This is a genomic window from Pseudoalteromonas sp. MMG006, assembly GCF_018101025.1.
In the GTDB taxonomy this organism is placed as follows: domain Bacteria; phylum Pseudomonadota; class Gammaproteobacteria; order Enterobacterales; family Alteromonadaceae; genus Pseudoalteromonas.
In genome coordinates this window covers 60,756-84,744 of the sequence record NZ_JAGJEJ010000013.1, presented here as the reverse complement: position 1 = coordinate 84,744, position 23,989 = coordinate 60,756, and the positions used below count along the sequence as shown (strand labels likewise).

21 protein-coding genes are annotated in these 23,989 nt (G+C 37.1%); 17 read left to right on the top strand and 4 right to left on the bottom strand.

Going from position 1 to position 23,989, the window contains the following annotated elements; all coding sequences use genetic code 11:
• Window positions 1–27 precede the first annotated feature (27 nt).
• On the bottom strand, window positions 28–615 hold the full coding sequence (locus tag J8L73_RS13145) for a TetR/AcrR family transcriptional regulator (protein WP_211017716.1): 588 nt from the start codon (window positions 613–615) through the stop codon (window positions 28–30).
• Window positions 616–926: 311 nt separating this feature from the next.
• Here J8L73_RS13145 and J8L73_RS13140 point away from each other — a divergent pair, with 311 nt between their 5' ends.
• The gene (locus J8L73_RS13140) at window positions 927–1,469 is read left to right on the top strand and encodes a carboxymuconolactone decarboxylase family protein (RefSeq protein WP_210999876.1); all 543 of its coding nucleotides are present in this window, start codon (window positions 927–929) and stop codon (window positions 1,467–1,469) included.
• Between the two features lie 60 nt (window positions 1,470–1,529).
• On the opposite strand, the gene J8L73_RS13135 is transcribed toward J8L73_RS13140, so the two are convergent.
• On the bottom strand, window positions 1,530–2,060 hold the full coding sequence (locus tag J8L73_RS13135; protein ID WP_211017714.1) for a hypothetical protein: 531 nt from the start codon (window positions 2,058–2,060) through the stop codon (window positions 1,530–1,532).
• A gap of 54 nt (window positions 2,061–2,114) precedes the next feature.
• On the opposite strand from J8L73_RS13135, the gene J8L73_RS13130 reads away from it, so the two are divergent.
• Entirely contained in the window at window positions 2,115–2,492 is a 378-nt protein-coding gene (locus J8L73_RS13130; protein ID WP_211017712.1) for a DUF1294 domain-containing protein, read from the top strand.
• A gap of 52 nt (window positions 2,493–2,544) precedes the next feature.
• Here the strand turns inward: J8L73_RS13130 and J8L73_RS13125 are convergent, their stop codons facing one another.
• Window positions 2,545–2,901 carry a PEGA domain-containing protein gene (locus tag J8L73_RS13125; RefSeq protein WP_211017710.1) on the bottom strand — a complete coding sequence of 119 codons (357 nt, stop codon included), beginning with the start codon at window positions 2,899–2,901 and terminating at the stop codon, window positions 2,545–2,547.
• Between the two features lie 153 nt (window positions 2,902–3,054).
• Window positions 3,055–5,028, bottom strand: coding sequence for a serine/threonine-protein kinase (locus J8L73_RS13120; RefSeq protein ID WP_211017701.1), 1,974 nt, complete (start codon window positions 5,026–5,028; stop codon window positions 3,055–3,057).
• A gap of 493 nt (window positions 5,029–5,521) precedes the next feature.
• Between J8L73_RS13120 and tagH the strand changes: the two genes are divergently transcribed.
• From tagH to tssG, 15 genes are all read left to right on the top strand, one after another.
• Entirely contained in the window at window positions 5,522–6,832 is a 1,311-nt protein-coding gene (gene tagH / locus J8L73_RS13115; RefSeq protein ID WP_211017700.1) for a type VI secretion system-associated FHA domain protein TagH, read from the top strand.
• 15 nt (window positions 6,833–6,847) lie between these two features.
• The gene (tssJ, locus tag J8L73_RS13110; RefSeq protein ID WP_211017698.1) at window positions 6,848–7,312 is read left to right on the top strand and encodes a type VI secretion system lipoprotein TssJ; all 465 of its coding nucleotides are present in this window, start codon (window positions 6,848–6,850) and stop codon (window positions 7,310–7,312) included.
• 15 nt (window positions 7,313–7,327) lie between these two features.
• Complete coding sequence (gene tssK, locus J8L73_RS13105) at window positions 7,328–8,656, top strand: type VI secretion system baseplate subunit TssK (protein ID WP_211017696.1); 1,329 nt, start codon at window positions 7,328–7,330, stop codon at window positions 8,654–8,656.
• 21 nt (window positions 8,657–8,677) lie between these two features.
• A complete protein-coding gene (gene tssL / locus J8L73_RS13100) occupies window positions 8,678–9,958 on the top strand; it encodes a type VI secretion system protein TssL, long form (RefSeq protein WP_211017694.1) in 1,281 nt (426 codons plus the stop codon).
• Between the two features lie 9 nt (window positions 9,959–9,967).
• Window positions 9,968–13,483, top strand: coding sequence for a type VI secretion system membrane subunit TssM (gene tssM / locus J8L73_RS13095; protein WP_211017692.1), 3,516 nt, complete (start codon window positions 9,968–9,970; stop codon window positions 13,481–13,483).
• Entirely contained in the window at window positions 13,465–14,193 is a 729-nt protein-coding gene (gene tagF / locus J8L73_RS13090; RefSeq protein WP_211017690.1) for a type VI secretion system-associated protein TagF, read from the top strand. The genes tssM and tagF overlap by 19 nt, the downstream gene beginning before the upstream one ends.
• Window positions 14,186–14,983, top strand: coding sequence for a protein phosphatase 2C domain-containing protein (locus tag J8L73_RS13085; protein ID WP_211017689.1), 798 nt, complete (start codon window positions 14,186–14,188; stop codon window positions 14,981–14,983). Before tagF ends, J8L73_RS13085 begins: the two co-directional genes overlap by 8 nt.
• 219 nt (window positions 14,984–15,202) lie before the next feature.
• Window positions 15,203–16,318: a type VI secretion system protein TssA gene (tssA, locus tag J8L73_RS13080; RefSeq protein WP_211017680.1), complete on the top strand. Its 1,116-nt coding sequence runs from the start codon at window positions 15,203–15,205 to the stop codon at window positions 16,316–16,318.
• 16 nt (window positions 16,319–16,334) lie between these two features.
• A complete protein-coding gene (gene tssB, locus J8L73_RS13075) occupies window positions 16,335–16,838 on the top strand; it encodes a type VI secretion system contractile sheath small subunit (RefSeq protein WP_211017678.1) in 504 nt (167 codons plus the stop codon).
• Entirely contained in the window at window positions 16,835–18,325 is a 1,491-nt protein-coding gene (gene tssC, locus J8L73_RS13070) for a type VI secretion system contractile sheath large subunit (RefSeq protein WP_211017675.1), read from the top strand. Before tssB ends, tssC (J8L73_RS13070) begins: the two co-directional genes overlap by 4 nt.
• Window positions 18,326–18,361: 36 nt before the next feature.
• Entirely contained in the window at window positions 18,362–19,888 is a 1,527-nt protein-coding gene (gene tssC / locus J8L73_RS13065; RefSeq protein WP_211017673.1) for a type VI secretion system contractile sheath large subunit, read from the top strand.
• 2 nt (window positions 19,889–19,890) lie between these two features.
• Window positions 19,891–20,658: a type VI secretion system accessory protein TagJ gene (locus J8L73_RS13060; RefSeq protein ID WP_211017672.1), complete on the top strand. Its 768-nt coding sequence runs from the start codon at window positions 19,891–19,893 to the stop codon at window positions 20,656–20,658.
• Window positions 20,659–20,675: 17 nt separating this feature from the next.
• Window positions 20,676–21,161 (top strand): type VI secretion system baseplate subunit TssE, encoded by a 486-nt coding sequence (gene tssE / locus J8L73_RS13055; protein WP_211017670.1) that lies wholly within the window; start codon window positions 20,676–20,678, stop codon window positions 21,159–21,161.
• Window positions 21,158–22,984, top strand: a complete 1,827-nt coding sequence (gene tssF, locus J8L73_RS13050; protein WP_211017668.1) for a type VI secretion system baseplate subunit TssF — start codon at window positions 21,158–21,160, stop codon at window positions 22,982–22,984. Before tssE ends, tssF begins: the two co-directional genes overlap by 4 nt.
• Window positions 22,981–23,970 carry a type VI secretion system baseplate subunit TssG gene (gene tssG / locus J8L73_RS13045; RefSeq protein ID WP_211017666.1) on the top strand — a complete coding sequence of 330 codons (990 nt, stop codon included), beginning with the start codon at window positions 22,981–22,983 and terminating at the stop codon, window positions 23,968–23,970. Before tssF ends, tssG begins: the two co-directional genes overlap by 4 nt.
• The last annotated feature ends 19 nt before the right edge of the window (window positions 23,971–23,989 follow it).

Below are 23,989 nucleotides of genomic sequence, written 5' to 3'. Positions count from 1 at the left end.
GACTTTTTGTAGTGAGTAATATAAAGCTTATAGCTTTTTGATCAAATCAAACATTTGATTGATCATCGGCTGCGCTAATTGTTCTACACCTGGGCGATTGAAATAGCCACGCAGACCAGTAAATTGCACCTGAAAGAACTGCGCATATTCAAGTGCCGTAAGGTTGCTACTCAGCTCACTATTTTTAATAGCTTGCGCAAATAAGGTGGTTAGGTAGGCCTCAAATTTTGCCGACAAGTCTAAACTCAGCTCATATAACGAGGCATCTTTTTCTGCAAATTCACTGTTTGCTTTTACCAACATACAAATAGCACTTGGGCTACAGTCTTTGGTTTTAATTATTACGTTTTCTACAAACGCACGCAAACCACCTATAACAGTATCAGAACTTGCTAAAAACCCGTCAATTTGGCTTTTCATTTGTACGGTGTAGTCTTTTAAAGACTCGCTGTATAGGCCTTCTTTAGAGCCAAACGCCGCATAAATACTGCCAGGGCGCATATTAATCGCTTCTTGTAAATCGCGGGTTGAGGTAGCTGTAAACCCCTTTTCCCAAAACAATTGGCTTGCAACGCGAATTACATTCTCGCGTTCAAATTTAACTTTGTTAGCCATTTTAATCTCAACTATTTTGAACGTATGTTCAATTTTAACTTGAACAGTCGCTCAAAATCAAATAGTATGTGTCTCGAAGTTATTTAACCTGAATTATGGTTAAGAGATTTACTAACATATTTCTTCATGATGATATTAAAGGTTATTTTCTCTAGCCAGAGGTTTTTAGTGAAAACAAGGCGAATCTACGCGTCAATAGCTAGCCTATTGCAAGTAAATTCAACGCAGTTATCGCTGAAAATAGCTGTTAGAGATAGATTTATTATCCAGAGTTCAGGTTACTCAAACACATTAATTTATTGGAGCAGAACATGGCAGAATTTACGTTATATACTCAAGACAACGCACCTGAAGAATCAAAATCGCTTATGGCTGATTCAGTAGCAGCATTTGGCATGGTGCCTAATCTTCACGCAGTAATGGCAGAGGCGCCTACGTTACTTAAAGGCTACCAAGTACTGCATGAGCTATTTCAAAAAACTTCGTTTAACGCAGAAGAGCTAACGGTTGTATGGCAAACAATTAACGTTGAGCACGAGTGTCATTACTGTGTACCAGCGCACAGCGCAATTGCCGCTTCAATGAAAGTTGACCAAGGTATTGTAGATGCACTGGTAAACAAAACACCACTTGCAGATGAAAAACTTGAAACACTACGCGAAACAACGCTTGCAATGACACGCGATCGCGGCGTAATTAGCGACGAGCAAATTGAGAAGTTTTTTGCAGCAGGTTACGCTAAGCAACAACTACTAGAAATTATTGTTGGTTTATCGCAAAAAGTAATGAGCAATTACACAAACCACCTTGCTGATACACCAGTTGACGAACCATTTAAAAAGTTTGCTAAATAATACCAATTTAATAAATAACAAAGGCAGCCTAGGCTGCCTTTTTGTATTTTAAATACAACGCTATTTAAATTTAACGGCTTTTGAACTGCGAGTATAAATACGCTGCTCGGGTTTAGTCCATTCACCCTTTTTTAAATAAGAGGTAGAGACTACAAATTTACCCTCTTTAAAATCACTCATCGATTTAACTTTAGTTATACCTTCTTTACTGCCAGTGACTTCTTCATACGCCACAAACTGAGTTGGGCTCAAAACTTTGATAGTGCCTTTTGTATAAAAACCAGCGGTAGTAAAATAGTAAAAAACCAATGACTCTTTTTTACTGTCGTAAAAAATCATCGACTCTCCGCCGTATTCGCCTTCGTTAATAGAGTGCTTGGTATGAATAGCTTTACCATTTAATGCGCGCTCCCATATACCAATATCTTGTATAGGCTTTTCACCCTTAGGCACTTCAAAATCAGCTTGCCAAGTACCTAAATAGGGTTTGAAAACGGCAAGCTCTTTATCAAGATTGGTGGGTGTATCGGATGCATAGTTGTTAAATGTGAATAAGCATAATGCTAAGAATAGCGCTTTAAAATATGTCATAATTTGGCTCTTATTATTTTTTGTTTAACAACTTTTAGTATAGGCGATTATTAATTGATAAAGAAAATATTAATCACTCTTTCATTACTTTTATTAGCAGCTATTTGGTTAGCATATTTTTTTCAATACTTGCCTCTTTATGTACCAATATACTTACCAACTTACGTCAGTATATTGAGCGTTATTACTTTTGCTATGTACGCATGGGATAAGCGACAAGCAAAACAGTCAGCATATAAAAAAGTAAACCGCACGAGCGAGCGAACACTGCAGTTATTATCATTATTCGGCGGCTGGCCCGGCGCACTTATTGCACAGCAATGGCTTAGGCATAAATCTCAAAAACGGCGTTTTATAGTGGTATTGTGGATGTGTATTGTTATAAATGTGAGTGGGATAGCTGGTGTGTGTTATTTTTTGATAAGCGGTTAAAGTTATGCCTTTAAAAAGCTTTAAAGGCATAATTAACAATCCTATTTAGTGCCTAGTTAGCTGCTTCAGTTGCTGCTACTTCATCTAAATTTATAGTTAAAATAGTCTTTTTATCTACAACAACCCATTTGCGGTAAGTTAGGTAGCCAGATTTGCTTACTTCAACGTCGTATTTACCTTCGTCTAATACAATAGCGTCTTCGTATACAGGCTTTATGTTCATTATGCGTACGCGTGCATCTCTAGGGTTAGTGATTACAGTTAGTGAAACAGGAGCTACAGCTTCAACAGTTTTTTCTTGTATTTGAACAGCCTCTTCTTTTGTCATTTGCTGCATTTTGTCTACTGATGATGTAGTAGAACAACCACTTAGTAATAACAGTGTTGCTAGTGTGCTTATCTTCTTCATAGGTACTCCGTAAACTTATTAAAATAGTAATAATTACGAAAAATCTTGGAGGAGTTGGTGCAAAAAGGTCGCTGACCCCGTCATCCCTGACTTTCGTATATTAGTTAAATATGTATTTCTATATTTATTTGATGGGACTCATCAAATAAATATTTAAAGCATCACATTATCAAGAGACTGAGTAATAGCTTCGCTTCTTTCAACTAGCTGTTCTGCTGTGCGGTACATCTTTCTTTTCATTAATGTATTTGCCATAGTGATGTAGCGTCTAGATAATTCTTGTTTTAAAGATACCAGTAAAGAAAAGTCTTTTGGCAATGCAGCAGACTCAGTATTAATTAATTCTTCAAAATTTAGCAACTCTTTGTACTCTTCAATCGCCTCTAGTTTTTTTGTATATCTGTCAAATCTAGGGCCGTAAAAAACAATTGCATCTTCAGTCGGAAAATCAGCTTCTTCACCCAAATTTATTTTTTCTTGGTAGAACGTTAAAGCATCTATCGCCGACTCTCTTTTCAAAAGGTCTGCAAATCCAAGTTCATTTTTTTGATTATTAGTAAAAATAACTTTACCCACATCAAGTAAAGATCTTTGCGTGATAACATCATCTTCTTCAATAGCTTTATCTAAGGCAAGTTTGTAGTTATCAAAATGTACTGCAGACGGGCGATAAACGTAGGTACTGTCTACTGTGTTTAAATCATTGATTAATTGAGGGATACTATTGTTGTCCAGCTCACTGTAGCGGGATTGTTCAAGTAACAAATCAATGCGAGAAGTAATATCTGAAATTATTGATTGGCGCTCTCTTAAAATACTTTCAAGTTGTACAGATAGTTTTTCTGAGTCTGGGTAATACTCTAGTGCTTTACTGTAAACATTAATTGTTTCATCAAAGTCTTTAAATTTGTTGGCGATTGTATTGATCTGATTAGCTCTGTAATCGAAGCTTTGTAAGATATTTTCTTGATTAGCCCTTAATAAACCTTGCTTTAGTACCTCGTACTGAGGAGGAATTTCTGAAAGTTTATTTAAAATTTCAGGCCCACTCCAAGACATCCAAGTTTCTACCTGTTGGTTTATTGCTTTAGCATTATCTAACTTAGCTTCAAGTTGTTTAATATTGTTAGTGTTTGTGAGAAAGTACTGACTGGCTAAAAAGGCTAAAACTACAGTGCTGGCTACAATCGCGATTGCTGGCTTAAAGTTACTTTGAAGCTTAGCTAAAATAGGCTTTAGTGAACCAGTTCTTTTAGCGGCATCTAAAGAAATTGCTTCACTAAGTGAACTCCACAGCCATAATGGACAATTACTAGGACGTCTTACTGATGTATCCTTAGGGAGTGTATCTGCTGCAACACGATTATATGGATGTTTGCTACTTAATAATTCTAGAGCAATACACGCATAAGAAAAAACGTCATCTTTAACAGATGCTGCAGCACCTTTAAGTTGCTCTGGGCTTGCATAGGTCGGGGTATAACCTCCGATAGCACCTGACGTTGATTCACTTTTTACCGCATAGGCATCTTCAATGGTTTTATGTTTTGCAATACCAAAGTCAAGCACTTTAAGGCTACCATTAGAATCAAAAATTATATTCGATGGTTTTAAATCATTGTGAATAACACCACGAGCATGAGCATAAATTAATGCATCTGCAAGTTGATTAAGAATTACATTCGCTTTTTTGAAAATCATTCCAGAAGGCTTATTGCGTTTAATAATTTGCTCTAGTGTTTCGCCTTCTACTAACTCCATAGTTACGTAATGCAAACCCTTATCGAACCCTGCTGAATATACTTTTACGATGTTAGGGTGAGAGAGCTGCTGTGTTTTAGTTGTTTCATCTTTTAGAAGCGAAATAGCGTCTTCAGAATTTGAAAACTCTTCTAACAATACTTTAATTGCGACGAAAACTTCTGGGCGACTCGCGCTTTCTAAAAACAAATCCCTAGCGCGGTAAATATAACACATACCACCTTGGCCGATAAGCTCTTCAACTAAATAGCGGTCTGATATTTTTTTACCAACGAGGTTTAATTTATTTACTGATTTTGGTGTGCGAATATTTGATTCAAGCGAAGCTATTTGCGTTTTATCATTAGAACTGTTTACACCGCTCATTATAAATCCTTTTATTGTATATATTTAAATAATCGCAAAGGTGAGTTTTTTTATTTTTATCAATTCTCCCTTTGATATGCTCTGTATTTTTACAAATATCACCCAACTTAGCAATGCTTCAATAGCAGAACTTTCATTCAAATCTTTTAAAAGTTAATAGCATTTATATTAATAATTAGAATATTGCTTAATAGTTATTTTAATTTACACGCCGTTCTGAGTTAAGAGTATTGTGCCACAAGGTTTTAAGGCGTTATAGACAAAAAAGTAATGTAGGGATAAAAATTAATGACACCATAAATAGGAACATACAAAATATGCTTTTGGGGTTTTAAAAAAAGCATTATAAAGTAGACATTTTTTAGATTAGATTAATTTAAATTCACCTTTTTAATCTCGGAGTATATTCTCATATATTAATTTCAATGTTGACAATAGTTTCTCTTCTACTTTATCCTAATAAAAATGTAGATTTATGGGACTAACTTATCAAATGGAACTGATACTAAATATCACTAGTTATCATAGACTCTCTCCAGAAATTGAAGCTACTAAAACAGTAAAAGATTCTCTAATATTTGGCCGCTCAGAAACATGCGATTGGCATTTTCCTGATCCTGAAAAAATCATTTCTAGTAAGCACGGACGGATAGTAAAAGAGGGCGATTCTTTTTATGTTTACGATACATCTACGAATGGTACTTTTGTAAATTTTGGCGTAGCTCCATTAGGTCAAGGCAATAAACAACGCTTGTCTGATAGCGATACGATCACCGTGGGTGATTTTCAAGTTGAAGTAAAATTAGCTACTAATGATAAAACGTCTGACACTGATCATGGTAATTTAGGCGCAGCTGCTAGTTTAAGCCAAGAGCCTGAAAGCGCGTATCAACATCCTATTGAGTCTTTTTCTGAACCAGAACCGTATTTTAATGAGTCAATAATGGATGAGTCTATGCCCGCAGTTTCTATGACTCAGGCCAGTGAAGATAATTCAGCAAACCAAATACCGGAGAACTGGGATGAGCTTGCTCATTTAATGAATCCAGAGGTAGTAACTCAACAATCACCTGTTGTGAGTAAGCCACAGCCAAAACAGCCTGTTAAACAACAAGTTTCAGTTGAGGCCGCAGTACTTGATACACCTGCAAACAAACCTCAAGCTGTAAAGCCTGTTCATAAGCCCGTTGTACAAAAAAATCCAACATCACCGACTGAAGATACTGCGTTAACCGATGCTTTTTTAAACGGGTTAGGGATTAAAGCTGAGTTACAAAATTCGCTAAACTCGCAAGAACTTTGGTTTGAAATGGGCCAAGGGTTAAACTTATTACTAACAGAGTTGATGGAGTCCCTTCGCCAAAGAGCACTTGTGAAAAACCAATTGCGTTTAAACCAAACAATGTTTCAAACTCAACAAAATAATCCAATCAAGTTTTCGGCAGATATTGATGATGTTATTCAGAATTTATTCATCAGAAATAGTGCAAGCTTCCTGTCGTCTCGAGAATCAATCAAAGAAAGCTTTGTTGACACTCGAAGACATGAACATGCTTTATTAGCAGGAGCTGATGGCGTATTAAAAGGGATGTTAGAGCAAGTTTCTCCCCAACACATAAATCAACAAATAAATGATAATTCTAACGTATTAAAAATCATCCCAGGCCAAACAGAGGCTAAGTGCTGGAAGCTATACCAAAATTTATATGATGAGTTATCTCATGATGTAAATAGTAAGGGAGCTATGGCATTGTCAGATGATTTCTTAAAAGCATATAACGATAGAATTAAAGAATCGTTCTAGAAAGGAAGGTAGATAATGAACAAGTTTAAGCTCTTTTTAATGAGTTTCAGTTTACTGTTTTTAGCCATGGGTTGTTCAACTGTTAATAAGTTTGTACCGCCTTCTACAGATCTAAAAATCAATGTGTCTAAAAATGTTAATCCGGACACTTCGGATAGGCCTTCACCGGTAGTAATGAAAATTTTTGAGCTTAGCTCACGAACAATTTTTGATACTCAGGATTTTTTTAGTTTATACGAATCACCTGAAAAACTATTAGGCCCAGACTTATTAAAAAAAGATGAATTAGAATTACAGCCAAATTCTGTTCAAGAATATAAAATGAGCTTAAACCGCAATACGCGATATGTTGGCGTTGTTGTTGCGTACAGAGATATCGACCAAGCCCGTTGGAGAGCTGTAATTGAAGTTGACCCTACAGGCTATGACGATATAGATGTAAATGTTGAAGCCATTGCTACATACATGAGAGAGCAATAAAAAAGGATTTGTATAATGAGTGATAACACTCGTGTTGCCTGGACCGAAGGAATGTTCTTAAGGCCGCAACACTTTCAGCAGTCAGATAAGCATTTTTCGCATTTAATAAAACAAATTTGCAATGGGAATTTAGCAGATCCTTGGGGCATACTTGATATAAGTATCGACACTCAGTTATTAAGCTCAGGTCAATTTGCGATTGAATCTTTGTCAGCTATTACTCCTGATTTGCTACCTATTGATATGCCTCAATCAACCTCTTTACCTGAGCCATTAGTGGTTGGTAAAGACGTTTATGATGAAATAATTTACTTAGCGGTTCCTGCTCTAAAAACAAGTGGTATCAATATTTCCTCTTCAGATGAGGATATTGTTACACGTTATAAACTTAATGATTTATCAGTAAGTGATGACTCTTTAGGTGCGCAAGCTCAAGAAATTATTCAAGTAGCTAAGGTATTTAGTAAGCTAGTATTGTCATCAGACGATCATGCTGGCTATATATTGTTGCCATTAGCACGCATTATTGAAGTAAGTAGCGAAGGACAAATTAAGCTCGATTCCAAGTATATTCCTGCATCATTAAAAGTAGGCCAATGTAAGCCATTACTTGGTTTAGTGAGAGAGATTGGCTCAATGATAAAACAACGCTCAGAGAGTATTGCTGTTCGGTTGTGCCAAGGCTATGCAGGAAGCACATCTGTAGCCGATTTTATTATGCTGCAAACACTTAACAAGTACGATGCTGTGTTTGAGAACTTATTATCAGTTAATAACCTTCACCCAAATATTCTTTATACACGCTTAATTGAACTTGCCGGTGAGTTATCTACTTTTAGTACAGCGAACAAAAGAGTGCCTAAATTACCCAAATACGATCACAAAAATTTAGGTCCGGTATTTAGTGAAGTAGTAAATTTCTTATACCAATCTCTAAGCCATGTAATCGAGCAAACTGCGACAGAAATAAAGCTAGAGCAAAGCAAGTTTGGTATTTCTTTTGGTGCGCTCAAAGATAAATCGATACTTAGCTCTGGTCAATTTGTATTGGCTATCAAGGCGAGTGTTCCTCACGAAGAGCTTCGTAAGATACTCCCTTCTCAAATTAAGATAGGCAGTGTTGAGACAATCCGAGATTTAGTAAATAATCAAATCCCAGGTATTACAATTAGTAACTTACCAACGGCACCGCGTCAAATTCCTTACCATGCAGGTTTTCATTATTTTGAATTAAATAAACATGGCGAGCATTGGGCAAAACTCCATTCAAGTGGTGGTATCGCTATTCACTTGTCTGGAAATTACCCCGAGTTACAATTAAGCCTGTGGGCAATAAGAACTTAACTTTTAAAAGGAAGAGTTTCAATGGACGAAACCATTATAAAACCACGTCCTGGTCGATTAGGGCGTGATGCCTCGAATAATAATCAAGTAGATAATGATCCAGACAAAACAGTCATGTCTGTTGAACCTGCTGCAAGCAGTATTCCTAGTACCACTAAGGTCTCTATATTTAAAAACCCTTTAATGGAAGCTGCGACAGACTGTTTTTCATTGGTTATTTCAATTAGAAAATCAGTTGAAATGACTAACTTGGCTGCTTTAAAACATCGCTGTGTAGATGCTATTAAACGATTTGAAGTCGAGGTTCGTAATCAAAATTTATCAAAAGATGTAATCAAAAACTCTCGTTATTGTTTATGTGCAATTTTAGATGAGTCTGTTTTAAATTCTAAATGGAGCTCCATGGAATGGGCTGACGAAAGCTTGCTTTCAACATTTCATAAAGAGACCTTTGGCGGTGAGTACTTTTATACTTTACTTGATAATGCATTGACCCAGCCTGAGCAACACAAAGCCTTTTTAGAGCTGCAATACCACTGTCTAAATTTAGGTTTTAAAGGTAAGTACAGATTAGATACTGTGGGTGATAATAAAGTAGAAGAATACCGCTCACAGATGTACCACCTATTAAATCAATTAGACGGGCCAATCAATAATAAGCTTTCTCCTAACTGGAAGCAAAGAGTAGCCGCTGGCGTAGAATTAAGAAATCAGGTGCCACTGTGGGTTATTTTTTCTGTTTTAGGCTTACTTTTACTTACCGTTTATTTATTTATAAATATGAAGCTAAATGATGATGTTACGGCTATTAATGACAAGCTTGCCATCATACACCCTTTAGCAGAAGACCAAGCAGTAGACAAAAAGGATCAGCAGCTACTTGTATTAGAGCAACTATTACAAACTGAGATTCAGATGGGGATTGTGAAGATAAAGAAAAATATCGATAGAATCAGAATTTCTATTAATAGTGAGAGCCTCTTTAACCAAGGTGACTCTAAATTATTACCTTCATTTCAGCCTATTTTAGAAAAACTAGCGTTAAGTCTTGAAGGAACAAAAGGGCGTATTTTAATAACTGGTCACACAGACGATACACCAATTAAAACTGATAAGTACCCTTCTAATTGGCACCTTTCTTTAGCGCGTGCAACACAAGTTGCAAACTCTATGGCTAAAAGTACAAACCTCAGTGGGCGTTTATGGCCCGAAGGTAAGGGCGCAGCAGAGCCTATCGCCAGTAATTCAGATTCAGTTTCTCGGTCACTAAACCGACGAATAGAAATCGATTTATTATTTTAAGAGGCTGAAATGAGTTTTTCACAAAAAATAAAAAAAGTGACCTACGCACTTACATCTCGTACGGCAATGTTAATTATAGGCTTTTTGGCTTTATCATTACTAATTTGGTTTGGTGGCCCATTAATCGCAATAGCTGACTATGTACCACTACAAAGTATTGCGGCAAGGCTGTTTACTATTATATTGGTTTTATTAGTTTTTTCTGTGTCTAAAATTTATCGTCTTATGCAACAAAGCAAGCGAGACGAAAAGATGGCTGATGAGTTAATTGATAGTAATAGCGATACAAATAGCTCTGAAGTAAATGAAGAAATTACTACACTTAAAACGCGAATGAACGAAGCTATCGATCTTTTAAAAGATGTAAAGCTGTTCAAAGGTAAGAACATTTACCAGCTGCCTTGGTACATAATGATAGGGCCGCCAGGGGCTGGCAAAACTACCGTTATTCATAACTCAGGGCTTGATTACCCACTAAAAGATAAACTGGGAGTTGATTTAGTTCATGGTGTTGGCGGTACTCGAAATTGTGATTGGTGGTTTACCAATAAAGCTGTTTTAATTGACACCGCAGGGCGCTACACAACACAAAGCAGCCATGCAAAGCATGACTCACGTGCATGGGAGGGCTTTTTAGGATTACTTCGTAAGTACCGCCCTCTTAGACCGATTAATGGTGTAATGATCAGTATGGGTATTTCTGAGCTTATGAGCCAGACCAAAACTGAAAGAAATCTACATGCTCGTGCTATCAAACAACGCTTACAAGAGCTACAAAGCCAATTAGGCATGACCTTTCCTGTTTATGTTATTTTTTCTAAAGTAGATTTAATTGAAGGGTTTAGAGAGTTTTTTGGCGAATTAACAGAGGAAGAGTGCGAGCAGGTATGGGGCGTAACCTTCGAACTTGATTTAGATAAAGATACGCAAGTAGATGCATTTAATAAAGAGTTTCACTCATTAATTTCTAAATTAACTGAAATGTTAAATCGTAGATTGATTAATGAAAGAAACGAAGAAATTCGCGCTAAAATATTTGAATTTCCTAGACAGCTTCGTGTTTTGCAGGGCGTAGGCGATGCTTTTTTAAAAGAGATATTTACTCCTAATGCTTACGAAGAACTACCAATGTTTCGTGGTGTTTACCTTACAAGTGCAACACAGGAAGGGACACCATCAAGCTTTTTAAACGAAGTCAATGCGGGTGAATCTGGATACATTAACCAATCAAAAAGCTTTTTCATAAAAAACGTACTAGAAGGCGTAATTTTTCCAGAACAAAACTTAGCAAGCACTAACAAACATCACGACAAACAGAATAAATGGCTTCGTGTTGGAAGCATATCACTTGCATGCATAGCTTTATTTGGTTTTTCAATATCGTGGTACTTTAGTTTTGCTTGGAATAGTAACTTAATTTCAGAGACTGAGGATGCTATTGCAACGTATCAGGAGCTTGACTCGGCCTCATTTGACCGTAATAACCTCCTTGTATTAAATGATAGGCTAAAGGCTCTAAGAAACCTGCCAGCAAGTAACCTTAAACTTGTAAATACGCAAGAATCTAAATCAATAGGGTTTAACAAATTAGATGAGATAAAGTTAGCTTCTACAAAGGCTTACGACCGTTCATTGCAAACGTATTTAGAACCATTTATCGCAAGCACCTTAATAAAAGAAATGGAAGCTCATCCAGAGCACCTAAGTTATTTGTATGAAACCCTTAAGTGTTATTTGATGTTGTTTCAGCCGGAATACTTTGAAGGCGAAGATATAACCGCTTGGTTTAACGCTTATTTAGAGCGAAATTTGCCTGGCGATAAAAATATGCAAACCAGAGTAGAGCTTATGGAGCATGTTGCTGCATTACTTGAAAATGGTATAGGTCAACAAACACAGATTGATAATCAAGCCGTGCGTGTTGCTCGTGCGGAGCTAACTAAACTGCCCATTGCAGAGCGAGCCTATCAACGATTACAAGCAGACTTCTTAGACAGTAGTATCCCGCCATTTAGGCTTACAGATATTATTAGTTTTGAAAGTGCACAAAAGTTCACTTTCAGAAATGGCGGTGAGCTTACGCGTAGCATTCCTGGCTTATATACATTTAATGGTTTTCACGGCATTTTTAATGTTGAGAAAAGTAAAATGCTTGGAAATTTAATGGCAAGTAGCTGGGTATATGGGGAAGAAGCTACTGGCACCTACGATATTTCTAAAGATGAGATTGAAAAGAAGCTAGAGCAGCGATATTTTCAAGATTATATCTATTATTGGCAATCATTTATTGATGATCTGAGCCTGAATCAATATAGCTCCCCGGCTGAGGGGGTTAATATTACTGATGCCTTAGCAGGCTCTGAAGCGCCTATTAAAAATATTATCACAGCAGTTCAAAAAAATGTGCAGCTAACTAAATTACCAGTATCTGATAATCAAAAGGCTGCAGGTAAAGTGGCAGCAAATGCCGCTGAAATAGCGATGCAAACCAAAGCTAATCGTATCAAGCGATTTTTACCTGACGAAGCCCCTAAATTTGATATTAAATTACCGGGCCACCAAGTTGAAGAAGCCTTTGAAGATGTAATAAAAATTGATGCTCAACAATTAGATAATATTCAGAAAAATCTAAGAGAGCTAAACGTTTACTTAACCAAACTTGATAGAGGCGATCAGTTAAAATCGTCAATTAAAGACCAAATTAGCGGTAAAAGTAAGCCTAGCTTTATTCGTCAGCTTGAGTTTCAAAGTCGAGATTTACCTTACCCGTTTAATAGTTGGCTGTTAGATATAAGTAGAGATACTAGTAACATAACTAAAAATAGTGCCAACAGACATCTAAACGAGATGTGGAAAAGTAAGGTGTTACGCGAATATAACGCTGCAATTGTTGGCCGTTATCCGTTTTCTCCATACGCAGATAAAGAAGTGAATATGAAAGATTTCACTCGATTTTTCGGCCCAGATGGAACAATTGATAGCTTTTTCACCAACTATATTGCGCCAAGTGTAGATATGAGCTCAACGCCATGGAAATTTGAAAAAGATATAGGTATTAGCCGAGATACATTAGCGATGTTTGAACTGGCGAATCAAATTCAAACAGTTTTTTTTGATGGCGGAAGTGCAACACCAAGAATTGAGTTTGGTTTAAAACCATTAGAATTAGATCGTACCATCTCTAGCTTTATGCTCGAGATTGATGGTCAGTCAATGACTTACAGACATGGTCCACTTAGAGTAACAAATTTTGTATGGCCTGGAGCAAGTGGCCAGAGTAAAACACGAGTTGTATTTACTCCTCCAAATGGTGGTCGTTCTATAAATACAACTTACCAAGGTGAATGGTCGCTATATCGCATGTTAGACGAGTTAAGTGCTAAAAGAGCAAAAACACGTGAAGACTTAGAGCTACATTTTTCACTTATGGGAAACGATGCGAAAGTCGAGTTATTGCCTAAATCAATCAGGCATCCATTTTGGAATAAAAGTGTAGAGAAGTTTTCATGTCCGACCCGATTATAAATATTGGTTATCTTGGCAAAGTACCTAGTTTAGGTGATTTTGTACAAGATAACGTATCGAAAGAATTTTCAGAGCATTGGGAGCAGTGGCTGCAAGCAGCCATTGCTGTGAGTAAAGAACAGCTAGGTGAAGTGTGGCAAGATAATTACTTAATTGGACCAGTATGGCACTTTGCATTGTCGCCAAACATTGTTGGTGACAAAGGCGTTATGGGGACTCTATTACCGAGTATGGACGCAGTAGGTAGACACTATCCCTTCACCGTTGCTAGCACACTAGAATTTGCACCTATTGATGTTTTAAACTCAGGCGTGTTTTCTTTAGAGTATGAAGACACTGTATTAAAAGTGCTTGATAGTTCGGTTGATTTATTTTCTTGGCGTAAAGAGGTTGCTAAGTCTCTAAACTCTATAGCAGGAGTTAAAAAGCAGGTTAGTTTTTTAAACTCTGTAGATAAAAATAAAAGTGCAGAAGCATTTGAGTTCTCAGGTGATGAGTTATCAAGTCAAGTCCTCCAAGATGCAATGCATGCTCTTTTGTTAAAAAAACACGGTGATTACAGCGTTTGGTGGACACATGGCTCTTATAATATAAAACCTATGGTGCTCATAACGCCAGGCTTGCCTGCGGTAAATCAAGTTGCAGCAATGTTAGATGGAAGGTGGAAACACTGGGAATGGAACTTTACACAGGTAAAAAATAGTGATTAGCAAGTTTAGTACAAGTTATGCAATTACCCACCGAGGCGCTGTGAGGCAGCTTAACGAAGATGCGCATGTAGAGATAAATAACCATAACTTATGGATTGTCGCAGATGGAATGGGTGGTCACGAAGCAGGTGAAGTTGCCAGTCAGCTTGTTGTAGATGTAATAAGAGCAAAAGTTGAAGAGCTACCACTTGAGAAGCTTGAAGTACCTCACATAGTTGAAGCCATTGAAGATGCAAATAGGCAATTAAACGAATATAGTGCCCAATATTTAGGTAGCAAAACTGCAGGAAGTACAGTTACTGCCTTATTTCTTAAAAATAATAAGTACTATGTTTTGTGGGTTGGTGATAGCAGAGCTTATATGCTTCGAGATGGTCAACTTAAGCAGGTATCGAGAGATCACAGTCAAGTAAACGATTTAATTGATGAAGGGATTATTTCAGTAGAAGAAGCCAAGACACATCCATTATCAAATGTAATCACAAGAGCTGTGGGTGTAACTGCGGATGTTAAAGTAGACGTTATTCAAAATGAAGTAAAAACGGGCGATATATTTTTACTTTGTTCAGATGGGCTCACCGGTGAGTTGTCTGATGAGGACATATGTTTATCACTAGAGCCTAGTAGCATTATTGATTCTGGTATGGCGCTTATGCATTCATCATTAGTTCGAGGTGCAAGAGATAATGTGACCTGTATTTTAATAAAGTACGATGAAGGATACGCTGGTCATAAATCAGAAACATTCAACATTCAAGATGAAGCTACTATCCCGCTTTTTTCTAAATAACGATTTTAAGTTAAAAATTTGGTTTGTATTTTATACTTGAGTTTTTACTTTAATTACATCTATTAATTAATAAGTATATTAAATTTTAATTGTTTATATAAAAGCAATAATTAAGATTTAAACTCAATTGTAACTAGGCTTGTAATTTATTATAAAGAATGTAATATGAAATCCGCTCCGCTTTATTGGAATTTTATGGATAATTATTAGGACGACGGAATGTTTTTATTTGAAGAGTATATTTCCCCTATTTCAGACACCGAAGTTGCAGGTATCGACCCTCGCTCGGATGTGTCTCCTACGTCGACTTATTACGCCTTAAAAGATTTAAGAAACCAGCTTCGTGCAGCAGAAAGAAATGCGTTAGTTGATGAAGAAGGTATTTCCTCACTAGCAAGAGATTGGCTTCCTTTATTAGAGCAATGTAGCAAAGCAATAAAAACACAAAGCAAAGATATTGAATATTTAGCTTGGTTTATCGAAGCCCTTTGTCGAATTCATAGTTTTAAAGGTTTGGCTTTTGGTTTTAAAGTTGCTCATAACTTGCTCGATAATTATTTTGATGAGTTATACCCGTCACTCGATGACGATGATGAAGTGTCAGACAAAGTATCTGCCTTGGTTGGCCTTAATGGTTCAGCAGGGGAAGGTACATTAATAATCCCAATTAAAAGTATCTATCTGACAGACAGTGCCAGTATGGAGTCATATTCTTTTTGGGAGTATCAGCAGGGCTATGATATTTCTCGTTTAACGGATGAGAAAAGAGAAAAAAAGCTTAATTTAGGTGCTGTTGATTATGAGCTTATTGAAAGAAGCGCTGCAGAAACCAGTACTGAATTTTTTGTTACTTTAAAACAAGACATTGAAAACGCGATTGAGCAATTTGCCTTATTAAGCGAAGTAATGGATAGAGTAACGGGTCAGCCCCAGCCCACTTCAAATATAAAACAAGCATTAGAACTAAGCCTTGCTGCTGTTGAGCATGTTGCAGCAGATAAGCTTGAAGCTGCTGAAAAAGCCAAAGCGGCATTAAATGAAGTGCAAGAAGTGGTGCAAAGTGAGGACGACGAAGGTCAAGGTGTTGCATTACAAGCTGTGCAAGTTAATAACGAAATTAACTCAAGAGAAAGCGCGATTAATAAACTCAAAGAAATCGCTACTTTTTTTAGAAAGACAGAGCCGCATTCACCTATGTCGTACACCATAGAACAAGTAATTCGATGGAGCGAATTGTCGCTGCCTGAATTATTAAATGAATTAATTACAGATAGTGATGCTAGGACGGGGTACTTTAAGTTATCTGGCATTAAAATCAGCGAAACTGAAACATAAGTAAAAGGAGTTCTCTATGAGTATCCATGATAAATTAAAACGAGTTCGTAAGCCTCGCGTACACATCACTTATGATGTGGAAACTGAAGGCGCGGCAGTAAAAAAAGAATTGCCATTTGTTGTTGGTGTTATGGGCGACTTCTCTGGTGATAATACTGAAGCATTAAAACCACTTAAAGATAGACGATTTGTACAAATAGATCGTGATAACTTTAATGATGTTTTAAAGCGTATGAGCCCTTCACTTAGCTGGAAAGTTGAAAATACATTAACGGACGATGGATCTGAATTTCAAGTTGATCTTAATTTTAAATCTATAGAAGACTTTGAACCTGCTGCTGTTGTTAACCAAGTTGAGCCATTACGTAAATTAATGGAAACACGCAACAAGTTGCGCGATTTAATGACTAAGATTGACCGCTCAGAAGAATTAGAAAACGTACTTGAAGAAGTATTAAGCAATACCTCAAGCTTAGATACAATCGCAAAAGAGCTTAAAATAGAGGAGACTGAAAAATGAGTACAGAGCAACTAAGTACTGAATTAGAGTCTACCTCAGAAGCGACGTCTTCACTATTAGAACAAGCAATCGGTGCGACTAAGCAAACAGATGCAACCCGCGCAGAAGAGCTACTAAAAACACTGACAGAAGAAGCCTTAAAAGGGACTGTTCAGTGGAATAAAAACATGACGGTGACGTTTAATGAAGCAATTCAATTAATCGATCAAAAAATCTCAAAACAGCTAAGTGTAGTAATGCACAGCGAAGAGTTTCAAAAGTTAGAAGGCTCTTGGCGTGGATTACACCATTTAGTAATGAATTCTGAGACAAGCTCTACACTTAAAATCCGCATGCTTAATATGAAGAAAAAAGAGCTTCATAAAGATTTAAGTAAAGCGGTTGAGTTTGATCAAAGCCAAACATTCAAGAAAATTTATGAGTCTGAGTTTGGTACGCCAGGTGGCGAACCTTACGGTACTATCGTAGGTGATTTTGAGTTTACTAACCATCCTGAAGATGTCGAAACACTGAGCCTAATGTCTAACGTTGCAGCAGCTGGTTTCTGTCCGTTTATTGCAGCTTCATCGCCATCATTATTTGGCTTTGATAACTGGGAAGAGCTAACTAAGCCTCGCGATTTAGAAAAAGTATTTGAATCTTTAGAATACACTAAGTGGCGCTCATTCAGAGACAGTGATGATTCACGTTTTGTATCATTAACTATGCCTCGTTTCTTATCCCGCTTACCTTACGGTGCTGCTTCTAAACCTGTTGAAGAATTTAACTATGAAGAGTTTGAAGTTGAACCAAAAGATGGCCGTTCAGTAAGTACTGACAACAGTGATTACTGTTGGAGTAATGCTGCTTATGCAATGGCAACCAATATGACCAAAGCATTTGCTCAATATGGTTTCTGTACTGCAATACGTGGCGCTGAAGGTGGCGGTAAAGTAGAAGGCCTTCCGACTCATATTTTCACTAGCGATGATGGCGATCCAGATCTTAAATGTCCGACAGAAATAGGCATTACAGACCGTCGCGAAGCTGAATTAAGCAAGTTAGGTTTCTTACCTCTTTGTCATTACAAAAATACAGATTATGCTGTATTTTTTGGTGGCCAAAGTTGTCAAAAACCACAAGTTTATTCTACTCCAGATGCAACAGCTAATGCGGCTATATCTGCACGTCTACCTTACCTTATGGCAACGTCTCGTTTTGCTCATTACTTAAAAGTAATGGCGCGTGATAAAATTGGCAGCTTTATGGAAGCTGAAGACGTTGAGTCTTGGTTAAACCGTTGGATCCTATCGTATGTAAATGCGACTGAGGGTGGTGGTCAAGATATCAGAGCACGTTATCCTCTAGCTGATGCAAAAGTATCGGTTAAGGAAATTCCAGGTCAACCAGGTGCATACAATGCAGTTGCATGGTTACGACCTTGGCTACAAATGGAAGAGCTTACTTCTTCTTTACGCCTTGTAGCTAAAATTCCAGAGATCGGTTAATAAACTGATCTTTAGCGTTAAGGATAATGCAGTAGAATGAATCACGAAGAGTTTTCATTTATAAATCAAGACTTCGCTTTTGTACAAAAAGCGCAGTCTAGAATAAGTGATAATGAGGCTTTACTCGATAGGTTTTTATACGAAAAAAACCTAGATAAAGCCCTGTTATTATGGCTTGAAGGCTCTTCAGATTCACCTATCTCATGGACTAAAGAATCACTGGGTCCCTATTTACAACGTGTAATTGTGGAGCTCGATCAGCTCATTTCAGATCAATTAAACCTGATCATTCATCATGATAGATTTCAAAAGTTAGAAGCCAGTTGGCGTAATCTTTGGTGGCTAATACTTCAAAGTGAACAATACGACAAAGAAAATAAAGTAAAAATAAAAGTATTGAACTGCGATTGGGCTACACTCTCTAAAGATGTAAACAAAGCCATTGATTTTGACCAAAGTTTATTTTTTCAACTGCTTTATCAAAGTGAATTTGATAGCGCAGGTGGCGAACCGTTTGGTGTTGTTATAGGTGATTACGAAATTAGTAACATGTGCTCAGCGGGCACAATTTATAATGACATAGACACAATAAAAGAAATATCTAGAACCGCTGCAGCAGCTTTTTCCCCATTTATTTGCTCCGCTTCTCCTAACTTATTTGGTGCAGATAACTTTTCTGATTTAGGCTATTACGCCGACTTGTTTAATCAGTTTGAACAACCAGAGTATGCTAAATGGCAAAGCTTTAGAGCGATGGAAGAGTCTCGTTTTATTGGGCTTACGCTTCCTCATGTATTAGTTAGGTCGCCATATAGCAACGATGGTAAACGTCATCAAGATTTTTACTTTAAAGAACAAATTAAAGACCCTGAAAGCGATATGCTTTGGGGCAATGCAGCCTATCAATTCGTATCTACCATAATAAGAGCATATTGCGATAGCGGCTGGTTTGGGCACATTCGCGGTATTGAACCGGGTAAAATTTCAAAGGGATTGGTAACAGGGCTGGCTAAAGACAGTTTTGCAAACGACACATATCAAAAAGAAGCAAAGCCACCGCTAAACCTACTAGTAACAAGCAAATTTGAAAAGCAATTTTCTGAACTTGGCTTTATTCCAACATCTTCAGTAACTAATACAGAGCATATTGTTTTTTATAGTAATGCATCGGTTCAAAAACCCAAAAACTATGAATCGAGTGCCGCTAATATAAATGCACGTTTATCATCAATGCTGCAATATATTTTATGCGTATCTCGCTTTGCCCACTATTTAAAGTTATTAGCTCGAGACCGTGTCGGCTCTTACAACACGGCACAAGCTTGTGAGCGAGACTTACAAGCGTGGATAAATAATTATACAACTGCTTCAGACTCGGCCTCCGAGCATATAAGAAGTAAGTATCCATTAAGTAATGCCAGGATAAAAGTTAGTGAAAATAAAGCAAATCCAGGGCATTACTTTTCTGTTTTACAATTACAGCCACATTTTCAATTAGATCAGATGATCTCCAGTATTAAATTAATTACTGAGCTCAGTCCTCATCATAAAATAAAGGAATAGTCATGAAAAAAATACATAGCTTAATGCGCGAGGGGAAACTTACTGATGCATTATCTTTTTGTGCTAAAGAGCTTCAAGATGAGCCACTAAATTTTGATATCAGAAGTATTTATGCCGAACTACTTTGCATCAATGGTGAGCTTGAAAAAGCCGATAAACAACTAGATTTTATGGTGCAAAAAAATCCAGAATTTGCAGTAGGCGCAGTAAATTTAAGACACTTAATTCGTGCTCAGCAGTCTCGTGTAGATTTTTATCAAGGTAAAGGTATTCCAAAGTTATTTCATGATGCGAATGAATTAGACACACTATTTTTGAAAATGCATGTTGCTCTGATAGAAGGCTCAACCGATGAAGCAGCTCAGATAGCTCAACAGATGGAGTCTTTAAGAGTTAGCACAGACGAGGCATCAACAAGAGATCTTGATGATTGCTTAAATCCATACCTAGAGGTGTTAGGGACTAATGGTGAGTTTTATTTAGCTAACTTTAACGAAATCGAATCGTTAAAAATGGAGCCAGTAGAGTCTTTATTAGAAAGTATTTGGTTACGTGTTGAAATTACAATTAAAGATGGTCCATCTGGTACTGCTCATTTACCACTTGTTTATATTAACTCTGAATCGGAGCTTGAAAAGCTAGGCCAAGTGTCTGACTGGGTAGAGCTAAAAGATGAATTTATTATAGGCAAGGGAATGAAAATGCTGTTTGTTGATGATGAAGCGATCACCATTCCAAATTTAAAAATCAACTCACTTGAAGCAGCTTAATTTAAGTTTTAGCAACCATGATAGAGCATAAGCAACAGCTTCAAGCATCCATTATAGATAGGCTCATTGATGATGAGCCTGATTTCCAGGATGCGCCATCACGTACCGAAGGGATCACTATTAGTGAGCTTAGAAAAAACGTGCGCAGAGATATTGAAGCTTTGTTAAATGCTCGAATTCAGTGGCATACATGGCCAATTCAATACAACGAGCTGGCTACTTCATGTTTGTCTTATGGCTTACCTGACTTTTCGAGTATGTCTGTAAGTTCTCACGAAGGTCGCGCATTACTGTGTGAAACCGTAAGAAATACAATTTTAAAGTTTGAGCCTCGGTTTCTTGAAGTAGAAGTGTTTACAGATGAAGAAGTGCCTGTAAACAGAGTGTTAAATTTAAGAATAAATGCGCTTTTATACGCCGATCCTGAGCCAGAATTTATTAGTTTTGATTCAGAAGTAGAACCCGTTAACTTGGGTATGAAGATTATTGAGGCATCATTATGAACGATGAGTTATTAAAGTATTACAATCGTGAATTAGCATTTGTGCGTCATTTAGGTAAAGACTTTGCTGAAAAATACCCAAAAGTTGCAGGGCGTTTAAAGTTAAGTGAAGATCATATTGAAGACCCTCATGTATCAAGGCTAATTGAGTCTTTTGCATTTTTAACCGCCAATATAAGACAAAAGCTCGACGATAGCTTCCCAGAGCTAACAGATGCTTTGCTCGGGCAAATGTTGCCAGATTACCAAGCACCAATTCCATCAATGTCGGTTGTTAAACTTGAAGCCGAGAACTTATCTACGGCAGGGGTTGTTATACCAAAGGCAAGTGAAGTAGAAACTAACGTTGACTCTATGAAGCAATGTAAATTTCAAACATGTTATGAAACCTACCTTTGGCCCGTTGAAGTTACAAATGTGCAATTTGATAATAGCCCGTTTGTAGCGCCTAAGCCCCGTTGGCACGAAAAAGCAAAATCTATTTTTAAGATAGAGTTAACCGGTGAGTATAAAGGAGTTTCGCTTGCAGAAACTGGCCTTGAAAAACTACGTGTTTTTATAAATGGTCAGTGGCACCATACACTTAAAGTGTACGAACTCCTGTTTAAGCATAGTATAGGTATTGCTATAGACAATGGTGATGAAGGTATTAGGTACCTGTCAAAAAACCAACTAAAAGTAGTGGGCTTCGATTCTAACGAGGCTGTGGTCCCTTATTCGCAGCGCTCATCTGCCGGATACCGACTGCTCGTTGAAAATTTTACTTTTCCCGAAAAATTTCGATTTTTTGAGCTTGAAGGCATTCTTTCATCACTCCCTAAGCAATCGAATAAATGTAGTATTTATATTTACCTAGATACTGAATCTGCTGAGCTTGAAAAGCAAGTAGATAAAGATATGTTCTTATTAGGTTGTACCCCAATAATAAACTTATTTGAACAAGAGCTTGAGCCAGTAAGACCTGAGATCAGTGAATATGAGTATAAATTAACACCGCGTTATATGGATTCGGAAATATCAGAGGTAATTGGTATATCGGAAGTTATTGCATTTGATCATAAAGGCAATAAGCAAATTGTTTCGCCTTTTTATGGTCAAACACATCCTAAATATCATGGGCATGATGATTTGTTTTGGCACATTCGTCGAGAAACTGCTTCTTGGGCTGGCGGTTATGTAGAGTCAGGCACCGAAACGTTTTTATCGTTAGTTGATGCTACTTTTGAAAATAGTGCGATGGAGTATGGCGACGGAAACTCTGTACTTACTGTGCGCGCAAATTGTAGTAATCGAAATCTACCGGCAAGTATGCCTTTTGGTGATGACGAACTTGGTTTATTAATGCCTGAGCGCGGCGATGTAATAAAAAAAATAAGATGTTTAACGCCATTTACTCATGCAGTAAGACCTATACTAGCTGATGCTACACGGTGGCAGTTAGTTAATCATTTAACGCTTGATAGCTTCAGTGGTGAAGATGCATGCAATAAGCTTAAAGAGGTTTTACGCTTGTACGATTTTAGAGCATCGCCACAAACTAAAGGCATGATAGATAACATTTATAGAGTGGTAATAGAGCCCTCAACAGCACGTGTTATTCAAAAAGGCAAAGTGAGCTTTGCAACAGGCAGCGAAATAGAAATCACATTCGCTAACGATGACTTTTCGGGCAGCGGCATGTTTTTCTTTGCCTCAATACTTGATCACTTTTTTGCTCAATTTGCAGCTATAAATAGTTACACACGTTTAAGCTTAAGGCTTAAAGAGCAAGAGCAAATATATTATCAATGGCCTGCTAGAGTGGGTGACAGTCCGTTATTATGATTAAGCAAATAATCTCTCAAGCTTCTCAAATTGACTTCTATAAAGCTGTTTTCATAATTGAAAATCAGCTCAAAAAGCGTGGCTTAGATTATCGACATGTTGGTTACGACAGTAACCCAAGGCAAGAGCTAATTAATTTTACAGCCACACAAAAGTTTGGTTATCCAGGAAATGCAATTACCAAATTAGAAGAAACTGGTTTTGAAGACGGTATGCATAAAGTAACAATGCAGGTTTCTTTTATGGGATTGACGGGTTGCTCCGGCGCTTTACCGCAGTTTTATAGTGAACTTGTGATGCAGCGTTTGCGTTATAAAGATACAACCATGCGTGACTTTTACGACATGTTTAATCATCGTTTAATCTCACTGTATTATCGCGCCTGGAAAAAATATAAGCCTTCGCTTAATCACGTAAATAAAGAAAAAAACAAAGACCCATATACACAAATACTCGGTTTATTAAGTGGTGGATATAACGAACATCAACTGCATTTTTCGGGTTTATACAGCCGTAAAATTAGAAATGCCTTTGATTTAAAAAACGTACTTTCGTCATACTTAGGTTGTGATGTATCAATTAAACAAATGGTTGGCCAATGGCACGAGCTAAAAGAGCAAGAACAAACCCGCTTAGCCAGCCAAGCATTATATGAAGGCCAACATGCCCGATTAGGTGTTGATACCATGATTGGAAATAAAGTATGGGATGTCTCTTCTAATATCGAAATCCATATAAAATCAGATGATCCAGATCAAGCAAAACAACTTTTGCCTAAAGGTTCGCTTTTCGAAATCGCGAATAAAATAACAAAAGACTATGTTGGCAATGCCATTAACTTTCGCTTAGTCATTGAGTCAAATTTTCAAAATTTAGGTGCCGCTAAACTTTCAAAAAATGAGTATCAGTTAGGCGCCAATAGCTTTTTATCTGTACAAGATAACAAATTAAAATCTAATCCTACTAAGTTATCGTTTAAGGGATAATTAAAATTAAAAGGAACAA

Bases quoted from the DNA above. Each gene is read 5' to 3' on its own strand.
- tssM (WP_211017692.1), top strand. From the start codon at position 9,968: ATGAGTTTTTCACAAAAAATAAAAAAAGTGACCTACGCACTTACATCT.
- tagF (WP_211017690.1), top strand. From the start codon at position 13,465: ATGTCCGACCCGATTATAAATATTGGTTATCTTGGCAAAGTACCTAGT.
- J8L73_RS13140 (WP_210999876.1), top strand. From the start codon at position 927: ATGGCAGAATTTACGTTATATACTCAAGACAACGCACCTGAAGAATCA.
- tssC (WP_211017675.1), top strand. From the start codon at position 16,835: ATGAGTACAGAGCAACTAAGTACTGAATTAGAGTCTACCTCAGAAGCG.
- tssB (WP_211017678.1), top strand. From the start codon at position 16,335: ATGAGTATCCATGATAAATTAAAACGAGTTCGTAAGCCTCGCGTACAC.
- J8L73_RS13145 (WP_211017716.1), bottom strand. From the start codon at position 615: ATGGCTAACAAAGTTAAATTTGAACGCGAGAATGTAATTCGCGTTGCA.
- tssK (WP_211017696.1), top strand. From the start codon at position 7,328: ATGAGTGATAACACTCGTGTTGCCTGGACCGAAGGAATGTTCTTAAGG.
- tssL (WP_211017694.1), top strand. From the start codon at position 8,678: ATGGACGAAACCATTATAAAACCACGTCCTGGTCGATTAGGGCGTGAT.
- J8L73_RS13125 (WP_211017710.1), bottom strand. From the start codon at position 2,901: ATGAAGAAGATAAGCACACTAGCAACACTGTTATTACTAAGTGGTTGT.
- J8L73_RS13135 (WP_211017714.1), bottom strand. From the start codon at position 2,060: ATGACATATTTTAAAGCGCTATTCTTAGCATTATGCTTATTCACATTT.
- tssJ (WP_211017698.1), top strand. From the start codon at position 6,848: ATGAACAAGTTTAAGCTCTTTTTAATGAGTTTCAGTTTACTGTTTTTA.
- J8L73_RS13060 (WP_211017672.1), top strand. From the start codon at position 19,891: ATGAAAAAAATACATAGCTTAATGCGCGAGGGGAAACTTACTGATGCA.
- tssE (WP_211017670.1), top strand. From the start codon at position 20,676: ATGATAGAGCATAAGCAACAGCTTCAAGCATCCATTATAGATAGGCTC.
- tagH (WP_211017700.1), top strand. From the start codon at position 5,522: ATGGAACTGATACTAAATATCACTAGTTATCATAGACTCTCTCCAGAA.
- tssG (WP_211017666.1), top strand. From the start codon at position 22,981: ATGATTAAGCAAATAATCTCTCAAGCTTCTCAAATTGACTTCTATAAA.
- tssF (WP_211017668.1), top strand. From the start codon at position 21,158: ATGAACGATGAGTTATTAAAGTATTACAATCGTGAATTAGCATTTGTG.
- J8L73_RS13120 (WP_211017701.1), bottom strand. From the start codon at position 5,028: ATGAGCGGTGTAAACAGTTCTAATGATAAAACGCAAATAGCTTCGCTT.
- tssC (WP_211017673.1), top strand. From the start codon at position 18,362: ATGAATCACGAAGAGTTTTCATTTATAAATCAAGACTTCGCTTTTGTA.
- tssA (WP_211017680.1), top strand. From the start codon at position 15,203: ATGTTTTTATTTGAAGAGTATATTTCCCCTATTTCAGACACCGAAGTT.